We start from the raw sequence: 18,872 nt of genomic DNA, 5'->3' as shown, positions 1-18,872 counted from the left end.
GGCTCGAGCCGATCGAGCGCTTGTTAACCGGTGGCCTCTTCCAACAATTTGGCGTGGGCGGCCGCTAAGCGAGCGATCGGTATCCGCGGTGCCGAGCAAGAGACGTAGTTCAAGCCGATGTTATGGCAAAAGCGGATCGAACGCGGATGTCCGCCATGTTCGCCGCAGATGCCGATCTTCAAATCCGGCCGTTGTTTGCGGCCCAATTCCACGGCCATTTTCATCAATCGGCCGACCCCTTCCACATCCAACGTTTCGAACGGATTGTCTTGCAGTAACCCGGATTCTTCGTACAAGGGCAGAAATTTGTTCTCGGCGTCTTCCCGCGAAAACGAGAATGTGGCTTGGGTCAGGTCGTTGGTGCCGAACGAAAAGAAAGCCGCCGTCGTGGCCAGTCTGTCGGCTCGGGTGCAGGCCCGGACCGTTTCGATCATCGTGCCGAATTTGAAGTTGAGCTTGAGTTTGTATTGACTTTCCACCTCCGCTTGAATTTCGTCGACATACTGTCTGACTTTGATCAGTTCCTGAGCGGTAATGACCTGCGGGACCATGATTTCCGGCTCCACCGGAGTCTTTTGTTTGACGCAACGCGCGGCGGCTTCCAGAATGGAGCGAATTTGCATCCGATAAATTTCCGGATAACTCATGCCCAACCTAACGCCACGGTGGCCGAGCATGGGGTTAACTTCGTAAAGCTCCAGTACTTTGTTCAACATCATCTGCTTTTTGGCCAACGCGTCAATCACCACTTCTTCGTTGAGGCGGTTGAACGGTGCGGGTAATTCATGCGGTTTGGCCAAGGTTTCCAGCGTGACGCGTTGGCCCTTGATAATCGTCAAGTAATGTTTCAAGGCGTCAATTTCGTCCAGCAGTTGATGCTCGTTGGGTAGAAATTCGTGCATAGGCGGATCGAGTAGGCGAACCGTGACCGGGTGCGGCGACATGGCTTCGAACAGTTGCTGGAAGTCGTCGCGCTGAATGGGAAACAACTTAGCGAGTGCCGCCTCCCTTTCCTCGGTGTTTTGGGCCAGAATCATATCGACGACCAGCGGCAGGCGATCGGCGGCGTTGAACATGCGTTCGGTACGGCATAGACCGACGCCCTTGGCGCCGTAACTGGCGGCCAGACGCGCGGTTTCCGGGGTGTCTACGTTGGCATGTACCCGTAATTTGGCAATGCTATCGGCCCAGCTTAATAAGGTTTTCAATTCCTCGGAGAATGAAGGCGGAATGGTCGGGATTCGACCGAGATAGATGTTGCCATTGCTCCCGTCTATCGTGATCAAGTCGCCTTCCTTGATTAAGATGTCTCCGACCATCGCGATGCGAGACCGGACATCGACCTTGATGTCCTCGGCGCCGGCCACGCAAGCCTTGCCCATGCCTCTGGCGACCACCGCCGCGTGCGAGGTTTTGCCGCCGCGACTGGTGAGGACCCCTTGAGCGGCGAAAAAGCCATGAATGTCTTCCGGCTTGGTTTCCTCTCTAACCAGAATCAGTTCTTCGCCGGTCTTGCCCAACCGCACAGCCGTGTCGGCATCGAACACGCATTTGCCGCAGGCGGCACCTGGCGAGGCTGGCAGACCTTGGGCGATCGGCTGATTGTGATGGTTTCGCGCTAGTTGCGGCAGCAGCAGTTGTTCCAAAAGTTCGGGATTGATGCGAAGCAGGGCGCGTTCCTTGTCGATCAAGCCTTCCTTGACCATGTCGATCGAACTTTTCACCATCGCCGCCGCGTTCATTTTGCCGTTGCGGGTTTGCAAGCAATACAGTACGCCGCGCTCTATCGTGTATTCGTAATCCTGGACTTCATGATAGTGGGCTTCCAGCTTGTTGCGCAGTTCTACCAGCTGCCGATATTGTTCCGGCATTTCCTGCGCCATTTCCTGCACCGGCTTGGGCGTGCGGATACCGGCAACCACGTCTTCGCCCTGTGCGTTGACCAGATATTCGCCGTACATTTCATTGGCGCCGGTACCGGGATTTCGCGTAAAACCGACGCCGGTCGCGCAGTCGTCGCCCATGTTGCCGAAGACCATGGTTACAATGTTGACCGCGGTTCCGTTGGCGACGTCTGGCGTGATGTGAAATTCCCTACGATAGTCGACGGCGCGCTTGCCGAGCCAGGAATTGAAGACCGCTTTAATCGCAATTTCCAGTTGTTCGTAAACGTCTTCCGGAAACGGTTTGCCGGTCTCCTCGTGGACAACTTTCAGAAAACGGTTGCTGATTTCCTGCAGTTGTTCGCTATTCAGTGCTACATCGGCCTTGATACCGGCTGCGCGCTTGACTTCGTTGAAATGCGAGTCGAATTTTTCGTCCTCAATCCCCAGCGCAACTTTACCGAACAATTGAATGAAGCGGCGGTAGGCGTCGTAAGCGAAGCGCGGATCGTCGGTCATTTCGATCAAGCCGGTCAACGTTTGCTTGTTCAAACCAAGGTTCAGGATAGTGTCCATCATACCCGGCATCGAAATCGCCGAGCCGGAGCGTACCGAAACCAGCAGGGGTTCGCTGGCGCCGCCGAAGGTTTTGCCGGTTGCCCGTTCGATGTCGGCGATCTGTTGGTGGACTTCGTCCAACAAACCGGCCGGCAATAACTTGTTTTCAAGGTAGAGCAGGCAGGTTTGGGTGGTAATGACGAATCCTGGCGGCACGTTGAGGCCTAATTGGGTCATTTCGCAAAGGTTGGCGCCTTTACCGCCCAGCAGTGCTTTGTTTTTACCGTCGCCTGAATTGAATGAATAACTATATTGCGGATTCATGGTGTCCTGTCCGGAAGGCAAGAGGTTGGGATTTTTGCTAAACGGCCGCGGTTGACACGGCCGTGGCTGTGCTTGGCTAGCGTTAGGATAGCGGTTTTTACCGGGTTTTGTAGGCTTTTACAAGCGACTGGATCCGGCTCGCGACATAATCGCCAATCCGATCGAATTTCATTCTTCGATTTCGAATCGGGAGCCGGCGCGTCTGTCCTGACAATCGTCGAATGTGCGAGCTTGTCGCCGGCTACATTCATTATCCTTGCTCATGTCGCAAAGGTTTGGACGATTCGCGTGCCTGTGTGATAATCCGAACCAATCCGTCAACTTTCGCGATCGAAAACTGAGGAAACCATGGCAAACGACACTTTGCTGGTCAGACATACCGGCACCGGAAGGGAAGTGGAGTATCCATTGTTGCGGGGGACGATGGGTGCGGATTCGGTCGATATTCGCGCATTACCGCGAGACTTGGGCTGTTTTACCTACGATCCCGGGTTTATCGCGACGTCCAGTTGCAAGAGCAAAATCACCTATATCGACGGCGAAAACGGTATTTTGTTATATCGCGGCTATCCGATAGAGCAGTTGGCCGAACACTGCGAATTCACCGAAGTCGCTTATCTACTGATGAACGGTGAATTACCGAATCAGACGGAGCTTCGCGATTTTAACGAAGAGATCAGCGATAGAGCCATAATCCACGAGTCTCTCCGCAAATTTTTCGACGGTTTTCATTATGACGCGCATCCGATGTCGATGTTGGTCGGCGTGGTGGGATCGTTGTCGGCGTTTTACCACAGCGAGTTGAATATCAAGGATTCGACGCACCGCAAGGTTTGCGCGGCTAGATTAATCGGCAAAATGCCGACTATTGCAGCGGCGTCCTATCGCCACTCGGTGGGACGTCCCTTCGTTTATCCTCGTATCGACCTGAGCTACTGCGAGAACTTTTTGAACATGATGTTTTCGCGTTCCTCGCAAAACTACATCGACCAAGACCATTACATCGACCCGTATTTGGTCAAGGCCCTGAATTTACTGTTTATCTTGCATGCCGACCACGAGCAGAACGCCAGTACCTCGACGGTACGACTGGCCGGCAGCACCGGCGCCAACCCGTATGCGTGCATCGCGGCCGGTATCGCGGCGCTCTGGGGACCGGCTCACGGTGGCGCGAACGAAGCGGTACTCACTATGTTGGCACAAATCGGCAGCGCTGATAACGTTCCAAAATTCATCGCCAAGGCCAAGGATCATGACGATCCCTTCCGTTTAATGGGGTTCGGGCATCGGGTCTATAAGAATTTCGACCCGCGCGCGACGATTATTCGCAAGACCTGTCACGACGTACTGGCGCGTACCCAAAAATCCGATCCGCTGTTCGATTTGGCCTTGGCCCTAGAAGAGCAGGCATTGAACGACGATTATTTTATCGAGAAAAAGCTTTATCCCAATGTGGATTTCTATTCGGGCATTATTTATAAAGCCTTGAACATCCCGGTCGATATGTTTACCGTGATGTTTGCAATTGCTAGGACGGCCGGCTGGGTTGCTCATTGGCTGGAGATGATGGAAGAGTCGGCGCCACCGATTGGTCGACCGCGACAGCTCTACATAGGCCCCGCTCGTCGCGATTTCCTGCCTAAAGGCCAACGATCAGGTGATACCCATGTCTGCAACGGATAAGCCGGAGTCCCCGCGACGTAATTCGACTGAGCGGGTCATCGAAATACTTACGCCGCCCGAGAAACAAGGCGAACGACGGGAAATCGGCGGTCCTAGAGGCCCGGAGCCGACTCGCTATGGCGATTGGGAACGCAAGGGCCGTTGCGTGGATTTTTAACCGATACGCCAAGCTTAACGAGGTCAATCATGGCAGTTCATAACCGGCCCTTGTCGCCGCATTTGCAAGTTTACCGTTTGCCTATTACAGGTTTGATTTCGATCACGCATCGAATTACTGGCGTGTTGTTGTCGGGTGCGTTGCTGTTCGCGGTCATAGCCTTATTTGCGATTGCGGCCGGACCTGAACAATACTCCAGTTTTCAAGCGTGCTTGGCTTGGCCGCCATCGCGGTTGGCTTATTGGGGTATTATTTTCGCGCTATATTTTCACCTGTGCCACGGAATTCGGCATTTGATATGGGATGTAGGAAAAACCTTTGAGAAAGCAGCTTTGACGCGTTATGCGGTTATCGAACTAGGTGTCGCTGTGTTGCTGTTTTTAATCACTTTTATTTCTTAATTTGACGAGTACCGCATGGATCAGTCTCTAAGGAACGGTGCCGCCGACTCGGCGGTAAAAAGCCATCCGGTTCGCCACTGGTTGCATCAACGCCTGACCGCGCTGTTGCTGATACCTTTGACGGTTTGGTTATTGCTCTGGTTCGACAAGTTACCGCACGCATCGCACGCCGAAACCAAAGCTTGGTTGCTACAACCGCTCAATGGGTTGGCAGTGTCGCTCTGGATGCTGCTGACGGTATACCATGCCGCGCTGGGCATACAGGTGGTGTTGGAAGATTACGTGTCGAATCCGAAGTTGCGCCGAACCGCGATCGGCGCTGTCCATGCGGTATTCGGGATTTTGGGATTGTTGGCTTTGGCTGCGATGGCCATAATTTGGACGGGAAACTGATTAATGGCTGCGGCTTACGAAATTATCGAGCATCAACACGACGTGGTCGTGGTGGGCGCCGGCGGAGCCGGTTTGCGGGCGACATTCGGCATGGTCGAAAAAGGCTTGAAGACGGCATGCATCACGAAAGTGTTTCCGACGCGCAGCCATACCGTGGCCGCGCAGGGCGGTATTAGTGCCGCGCTCGGCAATATGGGCGAGGATGATTGGCGCTTCCACATGTACGATACCGTGAAGGGCTCGGATTGGTTAGGCGATCAAGATGCGATCGAGTACATGTGCCGGGAAGCGATACCGGCGGTCATCGAATTGGAACGTTACGGCGTACCGTTCTCCCGGACCGCCGACGGCAAGATTTACCAACGGGCGTTCGGCGGCATGTCGGTCAATTACGGCAAGGGGCAAGCGCAGCGCACCTGTGCGGCCGCCGATGTCACCGGCCACGCGATCTTGCATACCTTGTATCAGCAAGCATTGAAGCACAAGGCGGAATTCTTCGTCGAATACATTGCGCTGGATTTGATTATGGAACACGGCGAATGTCGCGGGGTATTGGCCTGGTGTCTGGACGACGGTACGATTCATCTGTTTCGCGGTCATCAAACAGTACTGGCCACCGGCGGCTACGGTCGGGCTTACTTTTCGTGTACCTCCGCGCACACGGTGACTGGAGACGGCAACGGCATGGTGCTAAGAGCGGGATTGCCGCTACAGGATATGGAGTTCGTTCAGTTTCACCCGACCGGCATATACGGCGCCGGTTGCTTGATTACAGAAGGCGCGCGCGGCGAGGGCGGTTATTTGACCAACTCGGAAGGCGAACGCTTCATGCCGCGTTACGCGCCGCACGCACACGATTTGGCCTCGCGCGATGTGGTCAGCCGGGCGATCACCGTAGAAATCAATGCCGGTCGCGGGATAGGACCGAAAAAAGATCACGTTCATCTTCATCTGGAGCACCTCGATCCGGCCGTCGTCCACGAACGTTTGCCCGGCATCGCCGAGCTTTCCCGGATATTTGCCGGAGTGGATGTGACCAAGCAGCCGATTCCGGTGTTACCGACGGTACATTACAACATGGGCGGCATTCCGACCAATTATCGAGCCGAAGTCGTGACATTGAAGGATGGCGACCCGGATTACGTTGTTCCCGGTTTGATGGCTATCGGCGAGACCGCTTGCGTATCGGTGCACGGCGCCAATCGCCTTGGTTCCAACTCGCTGTTGGACTTGGTGGTATTCGGCCGAGCGGCGGCCATCCGCTGCACCGAACTGATTAAACCGGGTATGCCGCTGAAGCCGCTGGCGAAAGACGCTTGCGAGACGGCCCTGGCCCGATTCGATCGAATTCGCCATGGTAATGGTAGCCGGACGACAGCGGAAATCCGCATGGACATGCAAACCACGATGCAATCCAAGGCGGCGGTGTTTCGCACCCAGTCCACGCTCGATGAGGGCATCGCGGCAATGGCGGATATTTCCGAGTCGTTCGCGGACGTCAAGCTTGCCGATCGTTCATTGATCTGGAATACCGATCTGGTCGAAACCCTGGAGCTCGACAATTTATTGGGACAAGCTCAGGTGACGATGAACGCCGCGGGGAACCGCCACGAAAGTCGCGGCGGTCATGCGCGGGAAGACTATCCGCTACGGGACGATGAAAACTGGTTGAAACACACGTTGACTTGGCGAGAGAACAACCGGGTCAAAATCGATTATCGGCCGGTGCATCTGTACACGCTAACCGACGAAGTCGAAGTCGTCGCGCCGAAAGAGAGGGTCTATTAATGGTCGAGTTTGCGCTGCCGAAAAATTCTCAGCCGATGCCTGGCAAACACTTTTCCGCGCCGGGCGCGACGCATGTCCGAGTATTCGAAATTTATCGCTGGGACCCGGACAGCGGCGATAATCCGCGTATCGATCGTTATGAAATCGACATGGACCATTGCGGACCGATGGTGCTGGATGCCATCTTGAAAATCAAGAACGAAATCGACTCGACACTGGCTTTTCGCCGCTCTTGTCGGGAAGGCGTATGCGGTTCTTGCGCGATGAATATTAACGGCCGTAATACGCTAGCCTGCACCAAGGCGATTGCAGAATATTCGGGCACGATCAAGATTTTTCCTCTGCCGCACATGGCCGTGGTCAAGGATTTAGTGGCCGACATGACCCACTTCTTCGAGCAATATGCGTCGATCAATCCGTGGTTGACGAACAGCGCGGAAGCGCCGGTAGATCACGAACGGCTGCAAAGCCGAGACGAACGGGCTAAGCTCGACGGCCTTTACGAGTGTGTATTGTGCGCGTGTTGTTCGACCAGTTGCCCGAGCTATTGGTGGAACAGCGATCGCTACCTCGGGCCCGCGATACTGCTTCAAGCCTATCGTTGGCTGGCGGACAGCCGCGATGACAGTGACGCCGAGCGCTTGGCGCAACTCGACGACGCGTTTAAGGTGTACCGGTGCCACACCATCATGAATTGCACGGATACCTGCCCGAAAGGCTTGAATCCCGCGCAAGCGATTGCCGAAATTAAAAAGCTGTTGGTAGTGCGCGAACGTTAGATGGGCGAAATCGATAAACTGCGTTGGCGGTGTCGGCGCGGTACGCTGGAACTGGATTTGCTGCTGACTCGCTACTTGGATATTGCTTATTCTTCGGCGCCTTCGGAGCGACGCCAGGCCTTTTGGCGGCTTTTAGCCTGTGAAGATAGTTTGTTGCTGCGTCTATTCACTAGCGACACGCAGGCGGAAGATCCTGAACTACGGGCCATTATTGCCGAAATCCGCGCCCTGCCCAACTAGCTTCGCGGTACTTGGCGACCAGACCAGGTCGCCGTTCGATGCCGGTCGAGAGACCGGATGCCCGTGTAAAATCCCACATTTGATCTTTTCCGAGTTCGATCGCTCCTACGAGAGCCTTCGGCGTTCATTGATTATTGCGAATGAAAAAAAGCGACTTTTTCTACCACTTGCCCGACGATTTAATCGCCCAGCAACCTTTACCGGAGCGCTGTGCCAGCCGGATGTTGTGCCTGAATAGGTTAACTGGGGAGTTGGGCGATGCTCGATTCCTGAATATCGTCGACCGGCTGACACCGGACGATTTGTTGGTGTTCAACGATACCAAGGTCATACCAGCTCGCTTGTTTGCTGAAAAAGAAACCGGCGGCCGTGTCGAGATCTTGATCGAGCGCATCGAAAACGAACGGCAGGTATTGGCGCACGTCAAAGCGAGTAAATCGCCAAAATCCGGCGCACTGTTGTTGCTGAAAAACGGAGTTTTCTTCAGAGTCGTGGATCGCGAGGGTGACTTGTTTCGCTTGCGATTGGAAGCCGAAAATACCGTTCTGCAGGTGTTGGCCGACATTGGCCATATGCCGTTACCGCCGTATATTCATAGGGCCGACGACGCAAGCGATTTGGATCGGTACCAAACGGTGTTTGCCTGCCGCGCCGGTGCCGTCGCGGCGCCCACCGCCGGTCTGCATTTCGACGAAGCCGTTTTGCTCAGGTTAGCCGAAAAGGGAGTTCAACGCACCTTTGTTACGTTACATGTCGGCAGCGGTACCTTCCGGCCGGTGCGGGTGGAAAATCTCAGCGAACATACGATGCATAAAGAGTTTTTCGAGGTCACCAAGGAATGCGTGGCGGCGGTACGGTACACTCGCGCGCGCGGTGGGCGGGTCGTGGCGGTAGGGACTACCGCAGTCCGGGCTTTGGAGTCCGCGAGCATCAGCGGCGAACTACAAGCGGGAGTCGGCGAAACCGATTTATTCATTACACCGGGTTACGGTTTCAAATCGGTCGATGCCATGTTAACCAACTTTCATTTACCGGAATCGACTTTACTGATGCTGGTCTCCGCCTTCGCCGGATACGAAAACGTAATGGCGGCTTATCGCCATGCGATCACGCAACGTTATCGTTTCTTTAGTTACGGCGATGCGATGTGGCTTGCCTGAGTCCTATCAGCGATTCCAACAAGTTGCCGCATCCAGTGTGGCGCCAGATACGGTTTTCTGGTTCAGATTATCAAGAATCAACGTCCCGCATTTATCGCCGGCTTGCGTGCCTGTCGGTGCCGCTTGTATCGTGTAAGTAGTGGCGGTAGCGGCCGAGAGTGTCAGAAGATAATACGCAGTGCCTGTCGCCGGACTTTGCGAAGCGAACACGGTAGGCGACGGCGAGCCCGTATCGTTAACCGCGCTACTGCCGCAGGCATCGGCGCCGCCGCTGCCGCCGGCGTCGCAGTAACTATTATTGGTCGTGAAGTGTTTTTCCAGCGCGCTGGCCAAGCCCAATAGGGCACCCTTGGCATCGGCTCGATGCGACTTCATGACGCTATCCTGGTAGGCGGGGATGGCGATAGCCGCCAAAATGCCGACGATAGCGACGGCAATCATCAGTTCGATCAGGGTGAAGGCTTGTTGTCTGTTCATAAGTAGTTCGCTGGGTGAATGGTCCGATGAAAACGGCGGCTTGCCGTTTTCATCGGCAGTCGAGTTATTGAATTTGCAACCAATATTCTCGGTTTACGGTACCGGTGCCGGTGGTTGGGACCGCGCAACGGTTCCTGACGGTCATGATGTCGCCGGTGGTGCCGGACAGTTCCTTGAACGCCTTGCAATCGGTGGTGCCTGAGCCAGACTCGAGCCAAATCGGAACCTTGGCGATGCCCACCGTGGACTTGACTCCCGTCACGGTATAGTAATTGCCGTTGATCAGGATTTTGTCGCTGTTATTGAAAGTACTGTCGCTATTGATGTCAAACGATGAGTTCGTTGGCGCTCCTCCGGTTAGAAAATCGAGTTCCATTAGCCACGTGTCGCCTCCCGCGTCGCAGGGGTCCGATTTCGGTTGAGTGGTAGCAAAAACCGCTCTGTCGTACTTGATAATCGGCGTGGAGTTGCCACGTTCGCCAGCGGGAAAATCCAGGTGCCAACCACGCTTGCTACTCCAGTCCACGCTATTCGAGGTCGAAACTCTGACGTTAACGCCATAGGCCGTGGTAGTGTCCGTAATGCTCTGTTCCTGCAACTGGGCGCGAGTCACCGTGCCCGTCGTGGCACTCGGTTTGTCCCAGATGCCATAGGCTGACTGAACTTGAGTATTCGCCGTGTCGGTGGTGGTCAAATAACTGCCGGTATTGAATATCACTAATACGCCGCCATCCTGGTGGCCGGCGACCACCGGTGCGGAGGTGATAGGCTGTACTTGGCTGGACGGGTTTATAGCGGTAAACAGCGGTAACTGACTGTTGCTCAATCCCCACGCAGTCGAACTAGTGCTGCTCAAGTCGAATTTCCATAAGTTACCTTGTAAATCGCCAGCGTATACCGCGTCGACGATTTTGTCGTTATCGGAATCGTAAAGATAGGGTGTCGATAAACCATTGCTGGTCGCGGTGTTGGTCGCGATCTTTTTGATTAGGCTACCGTCGCTCAAATTGACGATATAGAGGTAGGCCTTGCCATTACTACTGTTATAGCCGTTTCCAAAAATCGCCGCCCATACGCCGTTATGCAACAAGCCGATTTGCGGCTGACTGAAGGTGTAACCGAGATCGGTCGCGACCGTCGCGTCTAAATCGATATTGCTGGCATTGGGAAATTCCCACATGACCTTGGTCTGATCGAAACTGGTCGGACTGGTAACGTCCAGCGCATAAATGGTTTTACCGCCCTTGCCCAATCCACCGACCAGCACGGTTTTCCATGCGCTGCTCAGATAGGCGTCTCCGGCCTTGGGCGCGCCGTCAACGTAATATTTGTGGACGTAATCCGGATCGGTGAGTTGGTATAAATTTGCGTATACGCCGGCCGGTATGTAGGCGAATAATTCCTTTCCGGAATTGGTTTGGCCTGTATCGGCTTGAAACGCATGCAACATGCCGTCGTTCGCTCCGACGTAGACGACCGGCGTGCGGCTGGCGTTAGTACTGATGTAGCTTGCGTAATTGGATTGCCCGGCAGTCGTGCTCGGTAAAGCGGTATAGCCGAAATCGGTATTTTTGACGTACATCGGATCGGAATTGACGATGTCGCCCAACAACGAGTTTTTTCGCTCGCGGAAGTCGCTGATCGTGGTTGAGCCTCTAAGCCAGTTAAGCCGGTCGGTGCAGCGGCTGTCGTCGCTGTCGAGCGCCGATTTTTGGCTGGCGCTTAGCGTGTCGCAACTGGTGAATTCCACGCCGGCGGTACCGGTATAGGTGTAAATGTCGCGTGCGCCGGCCTCGGGAATCAGGTCGCCGGCGTCCCAAATTTCACTACCGGGCACACCGGTTGTTACATCGATATTCTTGGTCAGAAAATGTCCGGACCAATCGGACGGATTGAACTGGGCCTGATAAAGTTGCGTCGATGTTTCCAGCGCCGTCGAGTTTGCGGCAAGCGCGGCGGCGGTCATACTTTCGTCGGCCACTTCTTCGAGGATGCTATTGAACGCGGTCACGATATCCGAGGAACTCTCGGTTCCGAAAAACTTGCCGCGACTGGCTATCGCCGCATGCCATAGATCGTAAACCTTGGCCGGTGTGGTGCCGACAAAGCCGCTACAGCTCTCGCCATTCTTGGTATAGGGCCAACAATAACGAGATGAGGTGCTGGTAGATGTGGTGCTCGTTGGGCAGGAAGTCCCCGCAACCAAATTATCATAGTCCCCCGCATAGGTACTTCCGCCCCAAATAGGGTAGGGCGACACCAAACTGCCGCTTAAACCTAGGCCGACGGTATAGGTATTTAAGTGCTGCCAAGTAGCGGGGTCATTTTTCGGGTTCAACCATTCGGCGGTAGCCTTAGCGGAAGCGTCGGTTAAACTGGACGGATCCGAGACAATTGGCGAGATTTTGTTGTCTATCCCGCTTTGCAAGTCGTTAGCCCAATAATAAAAGGCAATATCCGCCAAATTGGTGTTTTGACCATCACGGTAGGGTGCTAAAGGTGTCCAACTATAGTTGCTTGACCCATCCGGACCTTTGGGGACACTAGTGGCAGTACTATTGACGTCGGCTATTCCTGAATAGTCTGACGAAGTATCGCCGCACCAGTAGCCGTCGGTCATCATCACATGCGCGCTTCTCCGGCAGGCGTAGTGATTGCCGTCGGTAATTTGCGGATCCTCGGCGTAGGGGTGATGGATATCAACCGTACCCTGGAAATATTTGCCGGCATTGTTTGCCGATTTCAGCAAATAAGTGCCGCCGGAAGCTGGAAATCGCGACAGCCAATAATATAAATCTTGCCGGTGGGTGAGCTCTTCAGTGTCGTAAACCGTGGTCGTGGCGGTTTCGGTCCAGGTAACTACCACACTAGTAATCGTTTGGTCTGATGAAAACGATTGAGATATTGTGATTCGGTAAGATGTGTAGGAATCGTTGTAGGAAGTATCCTTCACGGTATAGTTTTTGCAATACGTCGAATTGCTGCAACTGACAGTAATTTGACTAGAGTTTGCGTTCAAAGGCGAACCCGTTCCGGTTAGCGGGGGGAACGTATTGTCTTGCGCGGAAGGCAGAGTCCGATTGCAGCTAGACAGCTCCAGACGATCATCGCCATCCCGCTGATTAAACTTGACTGTGCAAGTGTATGAATAATCGACCGACGTTTCAGTCTGGCTTAGCACAGTATTTGTGTTTATTGTTCGGGTGACTGCATTTAGGCGCCTGATGCGATTGTCGATATCCTGACCGGGCGAGCCCCAGCCGTCGCAGTTGGTTCCGAAACTATTACAAGAATTGATTGCCTGCCAAGCGACGCGGATATTCCCGCTCATACCCGCGAAACCGGACATGGCACCCGATACCGTCGCTAAGTTTCGGGTTCGGTAATACGAGTACCAATTGGCGAAATTTTGTTTGGCAACGGTGGCTTCGTTAACATCACTGGTGCTGGCGTCGTCGGTAATAGCCGTAACGTCGACATAGGTATAGCAGTCTTCGTCGGTTAGACCGCCATCCGTACCGGAAGTGACGCAGTTAGTATTGGTGGGAACGAATTTGTAGTAAAACGCCGCGCCTCCGGAAGATGGCGTCGAAACAAAACTCTGACTGCTCGAACTGGGATCATACTCCAGCGTAGGCCGGTAATTGGTGGATAGGTTGACCGTGCCTTTGCTGGTATCGAATCCGTTAATCGGCGCGGCGGTAAAGCTGACGTTTGGATAGCAGGTGCTGGGGTTTGACGAATCTAATTTGCAGTTGCCGCCGTTGTATTTCGGCGGGGGTAGGTATGTATTGGCCGGGTTGTAATACAGCGCGTTGAATGAAGAAGACTTGTAGCGTTTATTGCCGCCGGTTCCAGAAATACCGTCGGGAACGTAAGCCCAAGCCATACTGCCGGAATCGTCCAACGTTAAAACGATATTCGGCGGCATCGTGGCGGTGACAAATAACGGCAAGTCGGAAATGTCCAGGTCTACCGCTAAGGCATTGGCGCTCGCAACCAATAAGGCAACGCTCAAGACCGTTGGAGCGGATTCGAATTTGATTCGGTTCAAAGTATTCATGGCTGGCTCCTGTTCAGTGGGCGCGGCACTGTTGATTTAGGCGCGGAGCAAACCGCGTCGAAGTTATCTCGGGTTACGGCGGCGGAGTGTAGCTCAAGCCCGCCTGGAGGATTACCACTGCATTGGTGTCGCCGCCAACGCCGCGCGCGGTCACTCGGTATTGTTCAACGGTGCCGATGTCCGGCAGCTTTTCAATAATATACGTGGCGCTCGCGCCGCTGACGGTAGCGGTCTTATAACTGGCCCAGTTATCGACGTCGCCCCAGTAACTCACATCGTTGGTATGAGTGGGGTTGTTGGCCAAGCCGGCCGGTACCGTGCCAGTCCAGGGTCCGACCCGCCAGGTCGTCAGGGTATTTTCCGCTTGCTTAAGTGCCGCCTCCGCTGCTTGGAATGCTAGGTCGCGATTGCGAGTATTGCCGGCCATGCGTTCTTCCAGGCTGCTGGTTTGCATGGCACTACTACCTAACAACATCAACATGATTAAAAAAATCAGCGCGGTAAACAAAACCGCACCGGCTTGTCGTTTGTTGATATTCGGAAAGTCGACGTTCATGGCGATTCCTACAAACGGTTTCTGATCGCTATCGTAGTGGTGAACACCTTACGCAGCTTGGTATCGCTAGAGGTGTACGAACTGCCGTTGAAGGTATAGGTTTGTTGGCCGGATACACCCAACTCCTCCGACCGGGAGACCATCAACAGGCTAATTCGGATACCCAGGACCTTGGACCAATCGGTGACCGCATTGGCCGCGACGTAACCGTCGATATTCTGATCAGCGGTTGCCGAGGTATCCACACCATAGCTGATCTGCATGTCTTCGACGCCTTCCACCAACTCTTGCGCGGTTCCAGAGTAAGACTCGCGGTACAAGGACGGCTCTCCGGCCGGATTGCTGCCGATATAGTAGGTGTTGGCGCTGAACTCGAACACGCTGGAGTTTGCCGGATAAGTGATCACCGAACCCGTGGACGAACAATTGGCCGGTACTGTTCCGAGTTCGGCGGTGCAGTTGCCTGGACTACTGCCACCATCCGCGTGGGTGATGGTTTTCGAGGATTGATTGACTGCGCTGGCTTGAAAAATCGAGGTATTGCTGGCATTGCTGATAATCACGAGTTGCCCGGCGCTGATCGAATGCGCGTTGGTGAGTGTAATCACGGGCGGACTGGCCGCCGTATTGTGACTGGCGACGATGTATTCGTTGAACTTGTCCGCGCGTATCACCGAAAACGAATCGCCGGCGATGCGCGCGCTGGCGGTCATATCGGAGGGCAGACTAGCTTCGTAGCCTGCTAACGGTTGGGTCAGAAGCTTATGGTTCCACCAAGTTGTCGCAGTGTTCGTGACATCGTTACACTGCGAAGCCGTGCATGAGGCGTAACCAGAAAACCCGGTCATGCGGATATCGCGATCGATCAGTTCGAATGCAAAGCGGGCGTTTTCCTGCATCCTGGAGAGAACGTCCTGAGTCCGAAAGCTTTGCCGGCTAGCCAAAAATATCGCGCCAATCGCCGCCAGGATGATCAAACCTATAGTCAGTGAAACCATCAACTCAATCAATGTCGTACCGCGTTGATGTTCTGAAAAAGAGATCGGTATTCGGCTTGAATGCGGGTTCATATCAAACTATTGGTGCTAAAGCTGGTGACGACACCATCGCCGTCGTCGTCCCATTGAATGGTAATCGTGGCAGTGCCGCTGCTGCCAACCGACAGGCTGGCATCGCCTGCTGGGAGCGCTTGGCCGACCAAGGTTTTCCAATCACCCAGATCGGTGCGTAAGGTTGAGCTGCAGTTGGTGAGTTGATTCGGCGAATTGGGTGGAGCGGCACCGAATGCCACGTTACAGTTGCCGCTTATCGCAATCGTACGGCTGAGGCGTAAACGCTCCAGCACGTCATTTGCCAGAAACGTGGCTTGACTGCGCAAAAAAGCGGTGTGATTGTTTTTCAAGGTGGTCGTCAGCATCGCCGCGTAACCCAGTAACCCGATCGCGACTACCAGCATTGTAATCAACACCTCGATCAGGCTGCTGCCGGTGGTTGTCCTGGCGCGACGTATAATCCGTAGAGAAGCGCGATGAGTGGTCATGGACTGCTACAGCTATCCAAGTCGTCAGGGATATTGTTGTTGTCCAAGTCTTCACCTAGGCGAACTCGACCGACCATCGTGACAACGACCAACCGTGCAGTACCTGCTTCAGCGGTGTCGTTCCCGTCGGCGTTGTCGCAAATAGCAAACGAGCCGTTTTTCGATTCTCCGGACGCTTTAAAATAGATATAGTCGGCAACAGTGCCATTTCCACGCAGTGTAAAGCCGGTCGGTAAGGCATCGTAAACTCTTAACAGGCAATCTTCATCAGCCTCGCAAAGCGGGGCGGTATTATCGTCGTTAAAAACATTGGCGTTGGAGCCCGAGCGATCCACATCGACAAAGGTTTGCCAACCACTCTCCCAATTGGTGCCAGTCTTCCTGACGACGACATATTGGCCCCGTTTGATTGCTTCGCTGCGCGCATAATTCAACGCGGCGACAAATTGGTTGGTTGCGCCGGTAAGACGACTATTCCTTACCGCACTGATAAAGCTAGGTATCGCGATTGCACTCAATATACCGGCGATCGTCAGCGTGATCATGAGCTCGATCAACGTGAATCCTCGGTTGTTAGGGTGTGAATAGCGCATTTCGGAAATGGCTCCATGATATCGAGGCGACTCGTTCGGGGAATGGCAGATGGATTGAACGCGGTTGAAGATAGCACAGAATTAAACTTAGTTTTGCGAGTCTCACCGCATAGGAGTTGACTGCGGTGCCGACACCAGCGAGTGCTAGATTTGACTGGGATTCAGTTTAGTTCGGTTTAGATATTCATTTTTTTGTGGTGACTAGAGAGTAGTCTCCAGCGAAATGCCAGCTCCATGATCACGAGCGAGTTCAGTGGAGGCCAACAAAAACCGACGCTCTCACCGACTAAGAAAGTCACTCGCTTCACCAGGCTGTTTTTCGCACTGCGGCGAGAAAACAGCGGGCAACTAAAAAGTCTCTTCTGGGTTATCAATACCGCGACTTAGCAGACTAATATTTGTATACTCCAGCCTGGAAGATGTTGGGATTCTTCAAGTAAAATCAATCGCCTAATCGATTATTCCGGTCCAATTGCTTGGCGTCAGCACCGTGTTTTCTGGCGGACGGCTATTATCCAAATTCGGATAATCCTTGGTGTAATGCAGGCCGCGGCTTTCCTTGCGCTGTTGCGCGCAACGGATGATTAATTCGGCAACGGTGACCAAACTGCGCAGTTCCAATAGGTCGCTGGTCACGCGGAATTGACCGTAGTACTCGGCAATTTCTTCTTTCAGCAACACCAATCGGTTCATGGCGCGTTCGAGACGTTTATTGGTGCGAACGATGCCCACATAGTCCCACATAAAGCGCCTGAGCTCGTCCCAGTTATGGGCGATCACGACTTCCTCGTCGGAATCGCCGACTTGCGATTCGTCCCAATCCGGCAGGGCGGGCGGCATCGGAATAGCATCGAAGCAATGGCGAATATCCTGGTTGGCTTGCTCGGCGAAAACCAAGCACTCGAGCAGGGAGTTACTAGCCATCCGGTTAGCACCGTGCAAGCCGGTGCAAGCGACTTCGCCGACTGCGTATAGGCCTGGAATGTCGGTGCGGGCATGGGCATCCGTCAATATACCACCACAGGTGTAATGAGCGGCGGGGACTACCGGTATCGGTTGCTGACTGATGTCGATGTCCAGCTCCAGACATTGGGTATAAATTGTTGGGAAATGTTTTTGGATGAATTCCCGCGATTTATGACTGATGTCCAGATAAATGCAATCGATACCGTGTTTCTTGATTTCGTTATCAATGGCGCGGGCGACGATGTCGCGCGGCGCCAGTTCCAAGCGGGCGTCGTAACGTTGCATGAAACGCTCGCCATTCGGCAGAATTAAATGACCGCCTTCGCCGCGCACCGCTTCGCTGATTAGGAACGAACGTGCGCTGGGGTGATAGAGACAAGTCGGGTGAAATTGCATGAATTCCATGTTGGCGACCCGGCAGCCGGCCCGCCATGCCAGCGCGATGCCGTCGCCTGTGGAGATATGCGGATTGGTGGAATAGAGGTAGACTTTGTTTGCGCCGCCGGTGGCAAGTACCACCACTCTCGCGGCGATAGACAAAATATGGCCGGTTTGGCTGTTCAAAACATAGGCACCGCAGACCCGTCGCTCGGTTAGTCCCAATTTGTCAGTGGTGATCAGTTCGACGACATTATGATTTTCCAACAACGTCACGTTGGGATGCGCCTTGGCGCGGTCGATCAACGACAACGAGACGGCTTTGCCGGTAGCATCGTCACTGTGTACGATGCGACGGTGCGAATGGCCGCCTTCGCGGTTCAAATGCAATTGCTTTTCGCCGTTAGCGGTGTTTTCCTCGGTGAAGCTGACCCCTTGGCGGCATAGCCATTCAATGCTTTCTCGACCTTGGGAAACCGTCAATCGGACGATATCTTGATCGCAAAGACCGGCTCCGGCGATCAAGGTATCCTCGATATGAGACTCTATGGAATCATGCTGATCGTCGAACACCGCCGAAATACCGCCTTGAGCGTAATAAGTGCTACATTCGGTCAGTGCGAATTTGGCAAGAACGGCCACTTTATAAGTATCGGCAAGGCGGAGGGCCAAGCTTAAACCGGCGCCACCGCTGCCGGCGATCAGAATGTCGTAGTAGGGATGGCGGGAATTTCCTGGGCGTTGGTCTGTCAAGGCGGTCTATGTAAGCAAAAATGACGAGAGCGCGGCGGCGGAATCGGTGAAAATCCGGGCATTCCGGCGAGGCTGCGCATGAGCCGGAAAATCATATCTTGTTTTAAGGGTGCGGTAATTTTTTTTGTATTGCCAGAACTAATGATGTTTAATTCTGTCCACTTTTATATCAAAACAGAG

Annotated in this window: 16 protein-coding genes; 8 read left to right on the top strand and 8 right to left on the bottom strand. The window is 54.0% G+C overall.

Going from position 1 to position 18,872, the window contains the following annotated elements:
* Positions 1-23: 23 nt before the first annotated feature.
* Positions 24-2,765, bottom strand: coding sequence for a pyruvate, phosphate dikinase (gene ppdK / locus ACP4CD_RS07455; protein ID WP_071159598.1), 2,742 nt, complete (start codon positions 2,763-2,765; stop codon positions 24-26).
* A gap of 348 nt (positions 2,766-3,113) precedes the next feature.
* Between ppdK and ACP4CD_RS07450 the strand changes: the two genes are divergently transcribed.
* The 8 genes from ACP4CD_RS07450 (at position 3,114) to queA (ending at position 9,366) form a co-directional block, all read left to right on the top strand.
* Positions 3,114-4,448, top strand: coding sequence for a citrate synthase (locus ACP4CD_RS07450; protein ID WP_168031449.1), 1,335 nt, complete (start codon positions 3,114-3,116; stop codon positions 4,446-4,448).
* Complete coding sequence (locus tag ACP4CD_RS07445; RefSeq protein ID WP_426994112.1) at positions 4,432-4,605, top strand: DUF1674 domain-containing protein; 174 nt, start codon at positions 4,432-4,434, stop codon at positions 4,603-4,605. The genes ACP4CD_RS07450 and ACP4CD_RS07445 overlap by 17 nt, the downstream gene beginning before the upstream one ends.
* Complete coding sequence (gene sdhC, locus ACP4CD_RS07440; protein WP_368086610.1) at positions 4,590-5,006, top strand: succinate dehydrogenase, cytochrome b556 subunit; 417 nt, start codon at positions 4,590-4,592, stop codon at positions 5,004-5,006. The genes ACP4CD_RS07445 and sdhC overlap by 16 nt, the downstream gene beginning before the upstream one ends.
* Positions 5,007-5,021: 15 nt before the next feature.
* Positions 5,022-5,399: a succinate dehydrogenase, hydrophobic membrane anchor protein gene (gene sdhD, locus ACP4CD_RS07435; protein ID WP_426994111.1), complete on the top strand. Its 378-nt coding sequence runs from the start codon at positions 5,022-5,024 to the stop codon at positions 5,397-5,399.
* A gap of 3 nt (positions 5,400-5,402) precedes the next feature.
* A complete protein-coding gene (sdhA, locus tag ACP4CD_RS07430) occupies positions 5,403-7,187 on the top strand; it encodes a succinate dehydrogenase flavoprotein subunit (protein ID WP_426994110.1) in 1,785 nt (594 codons plus the stop codon).
* The gene (locus ACP4CD_RS07425) at positions 7,187-7,966 is read left to right on the top strand and encodes a succinate dehydrogenase iron-sulfur subunit (protein ID WP_071159588.1); all 780 of its coding nucleotides are present in this window, start codon (positions 7,187-7,189) and stop codon (positions 7,964-7,966) included. Before sdhA ends, ACP4CD_RS07425 begins: the two co-directional genes overlap by 1 nt.
* Entirely contained in the window at positions 7,967-8,206 is a 240-nt protein-coding gene (locus ACP4CD_RS07420; RefSeq protein WP_071159586.1) for a succinate dehydrogenase assembly factor 2, read from the top strand.
* A 140-nt stretch (positions 8,207-8,346) separates the two neighbouring features.
* Positions 8,347-9,366 carry a tRNA preQ1(34) S-adenosylmethionine ribosyltransferase-isomerase QueA gene (queA, locus tag ACP4CD_RS07415; RefSeq protein WP_426994109.1) on the top strand — a complete coding sequence of 340 codons (1,020 nt, stop codon included), beginning with the start codon at positions 8,347-8,349 and terminating at the stop codon, positions 9,364-9,366.
* Between the two features lie 6 nt (positions 9,367-9,372).
* Here the strand turns inward: queA and ACP4CD_RS07410 are convergent, their stop codons facing one another.
* The 7 genes from ACP4CD_RS07410 to nadB form a co-directional block, all read right to left on the bottom strand.
* On the bottom strand, positions 9,373-9,843 hold the full coding sequence (locus ACP4CD_RS07410) for a type IV pilin protein (protein ID WP_071159582.1): 471 nt from the start codon (positions 9,841-9,843) through the stop codon (positions 9,373-9,375).
* A 64-nt stretch (positions 9,844-9,907) separates the two neighbouring features.
* A complete protein-coding gene (locus ACP4CD_RS07405; protein WP_426994108.1) occupies positions 9,908-13,906 on the bottom strand; it encodes a pilus assembly protein in 3,999 nt (1,332 codons plus the stop codon).
* Positions 13,907-13,979: 73 nt separating this feature from the next.
* A complete protein-coding gene (locus ACP4CD_RS07400; RefSeq protein WP_064026616.1) occupies positions 13,980-14,462 on the bottom strand; it encodes a pilus assembly PilX family protein in 483 nt (160 codons plus the stop codon).
* A gap of 8 nt (positions 14,463-14,470) precedes the next feature.
* Positions 14,471-15,532 (bottom strand): PilW family protein, encoded by a 1,062-nt coding sequence (locus ACP4CD_RS07395; protein WP_082885425.1) that lies wholly within the window; start codon positions 15,530-15,532, stop codon positions 14,471-14,473.
* A complete protein-coding gene (gene pilV / locus ACP4CD_RS07390) occupies positions 15,529-16,002 on the bottom strand; it encodes a type IV pilus modification protein PilV (RefSeq protein ID WP_064026612.1) in 474 nt (157 codons plus the stop codon). The genes ACP4CD_RS07395 and pilV overlap by 4 nt, the downstream gene beginning before the upstream one ends.
* Positions 15,999-16,595: a GspH/FimT family pseudopilin gene (locus tag ACP4CD_RS07385; protein WP_064026610.1), complete on the bottom strand. Its 597-nt coding sequence runs from the start codon at positions 16,593-16,595 to the stop codon at positions 15,999-16,001. The genes pilV and ACP4CD_RS07385 overlap by 4 nt, the downstream gene beginning before the upstream one ends.
* A 450-nt stretch (positions 16,596-17,045) precedes the next feature.
* Positions 17,046-18,692 carry an L-aspartate oxidase gene (gene nadB, locus ACP4CD_RS07380; RefSeq protein WP_071159576.1) on the bottom strand — a complete coding sequence of 549 codons (1,647 nt, stop codon included), beginning with the start codon at positions 18,690-18,692 and terminating at the stop codon, positions 17,046-17,048.
* Positions 18,693-18,872 lie beyond the last annotated feature (180 nt).

Source organism: Methylomonas stagni (genome assembly GCF_050154735.1).
Lineage (GTDB): Bacteria > Pseudomonadota > Gammaproteobacteria > Methylococcales > Methylomonadaceae > Methylomonas > Methylomonas koyamae_A.
The sequence above is the reverse complement of the archived record's forward strand: the minus strand, read 5'-3'. Positions and strand labels throughout refer to the sequence as shown.

Coding starts and splice junctions, on each gene's coding strand:
- sdhD (WP_426994111.1), top strand. CDS start 5,022: ATGGATCAGTCTCTAAGGAACGGTGCCGCCGACTCGGCGGTAAAAAGC.
- pilV (WP_064026612.1), bottom strand. CDS start 16,002: ATGACCACTCATCGCGCTTCTCTACGGATTATACGTCGCGCCAGGACA.
- ACP4CD_RS07400 (WP_064026616.1), bottom strand. CDS start 14,462: ATGAACGTCGACTTTCCGAATATCAACAAACGACAAGCCGGTGCGGTT.
- ACP4CD_RS07410 (WP_071159582.1), bottom strand. CDS start 9,843: ATGAACAGACAACAAGCCTTCACCCTGATCGAACTGATGATTGCCGTC.
- ppdK (WP_071159598.1), bottom strand. CDS start 2,765: ATGAATCCGCAATATAGTTATTCATTCAATTCAGGCGACGGTAAAAAC.
- ACP4CD_RS07420 (WP_071159586.1), top strand. CDS start 7,967: ATGGGCGAAATCGATAAACTGCGTTGGCGGTGTCGGCGCGGTACGCTG.
- ACP4CD_RS07405 (WP_426994108.1), bottom strand. CDS start 13,906: ATGAATACTTTGAACCGAATCAAATTCGAATCCGCTCCAACGGTCTTG.
- ACP4CD_RS07425 (WP_071159588.1), top strand. CDS start 7,187: ATGGTCGAGTTTGCGCTGCCGAAAAATTCTCAGCCGATGCCTGGCAAA.
- ACP4CD_RS07395 (WP_082885425.1), bottom strand. CDS start 15,532: ATGAACCCGCATTCAAGCCGAATACCGATCTCTTTTTCAGAACATCAA.
- ACP4CD_RS07385 (WP_064026610.1), bottom strand. CDS start 16,595: ATGCGCTATTCACACCCTAACAACCGAGGATTCACGTTGATCGAGCTC.
- queA (WP_426994109.1), top strand. CDS start 8,347: ATGAAAAAAAGCGACTTTTTCTACCACTTGCCCGACGATTTAATCGCC.
- ACP4CD_RS07445 (WP_426994112.1), top strand. CDS start 4,432: ATGTCTGCAACGGATAAGCCGGAGTCCCCGCGACGTAATTCGACTGAG.
- ACP4CD_RS07450 (WP_168031449.1), top strand. CDS start 3,114: ATGGCAAACGACACTTTGCTGGTCAGACATACCGGCACCGGAAGGGAA.
- sdhA (WP_426994110.1), top strand. CDS start 5,403: ATGGCTGCGGCTTACGAAATTATCGAGCATCAACACGACGTGGTCGTG.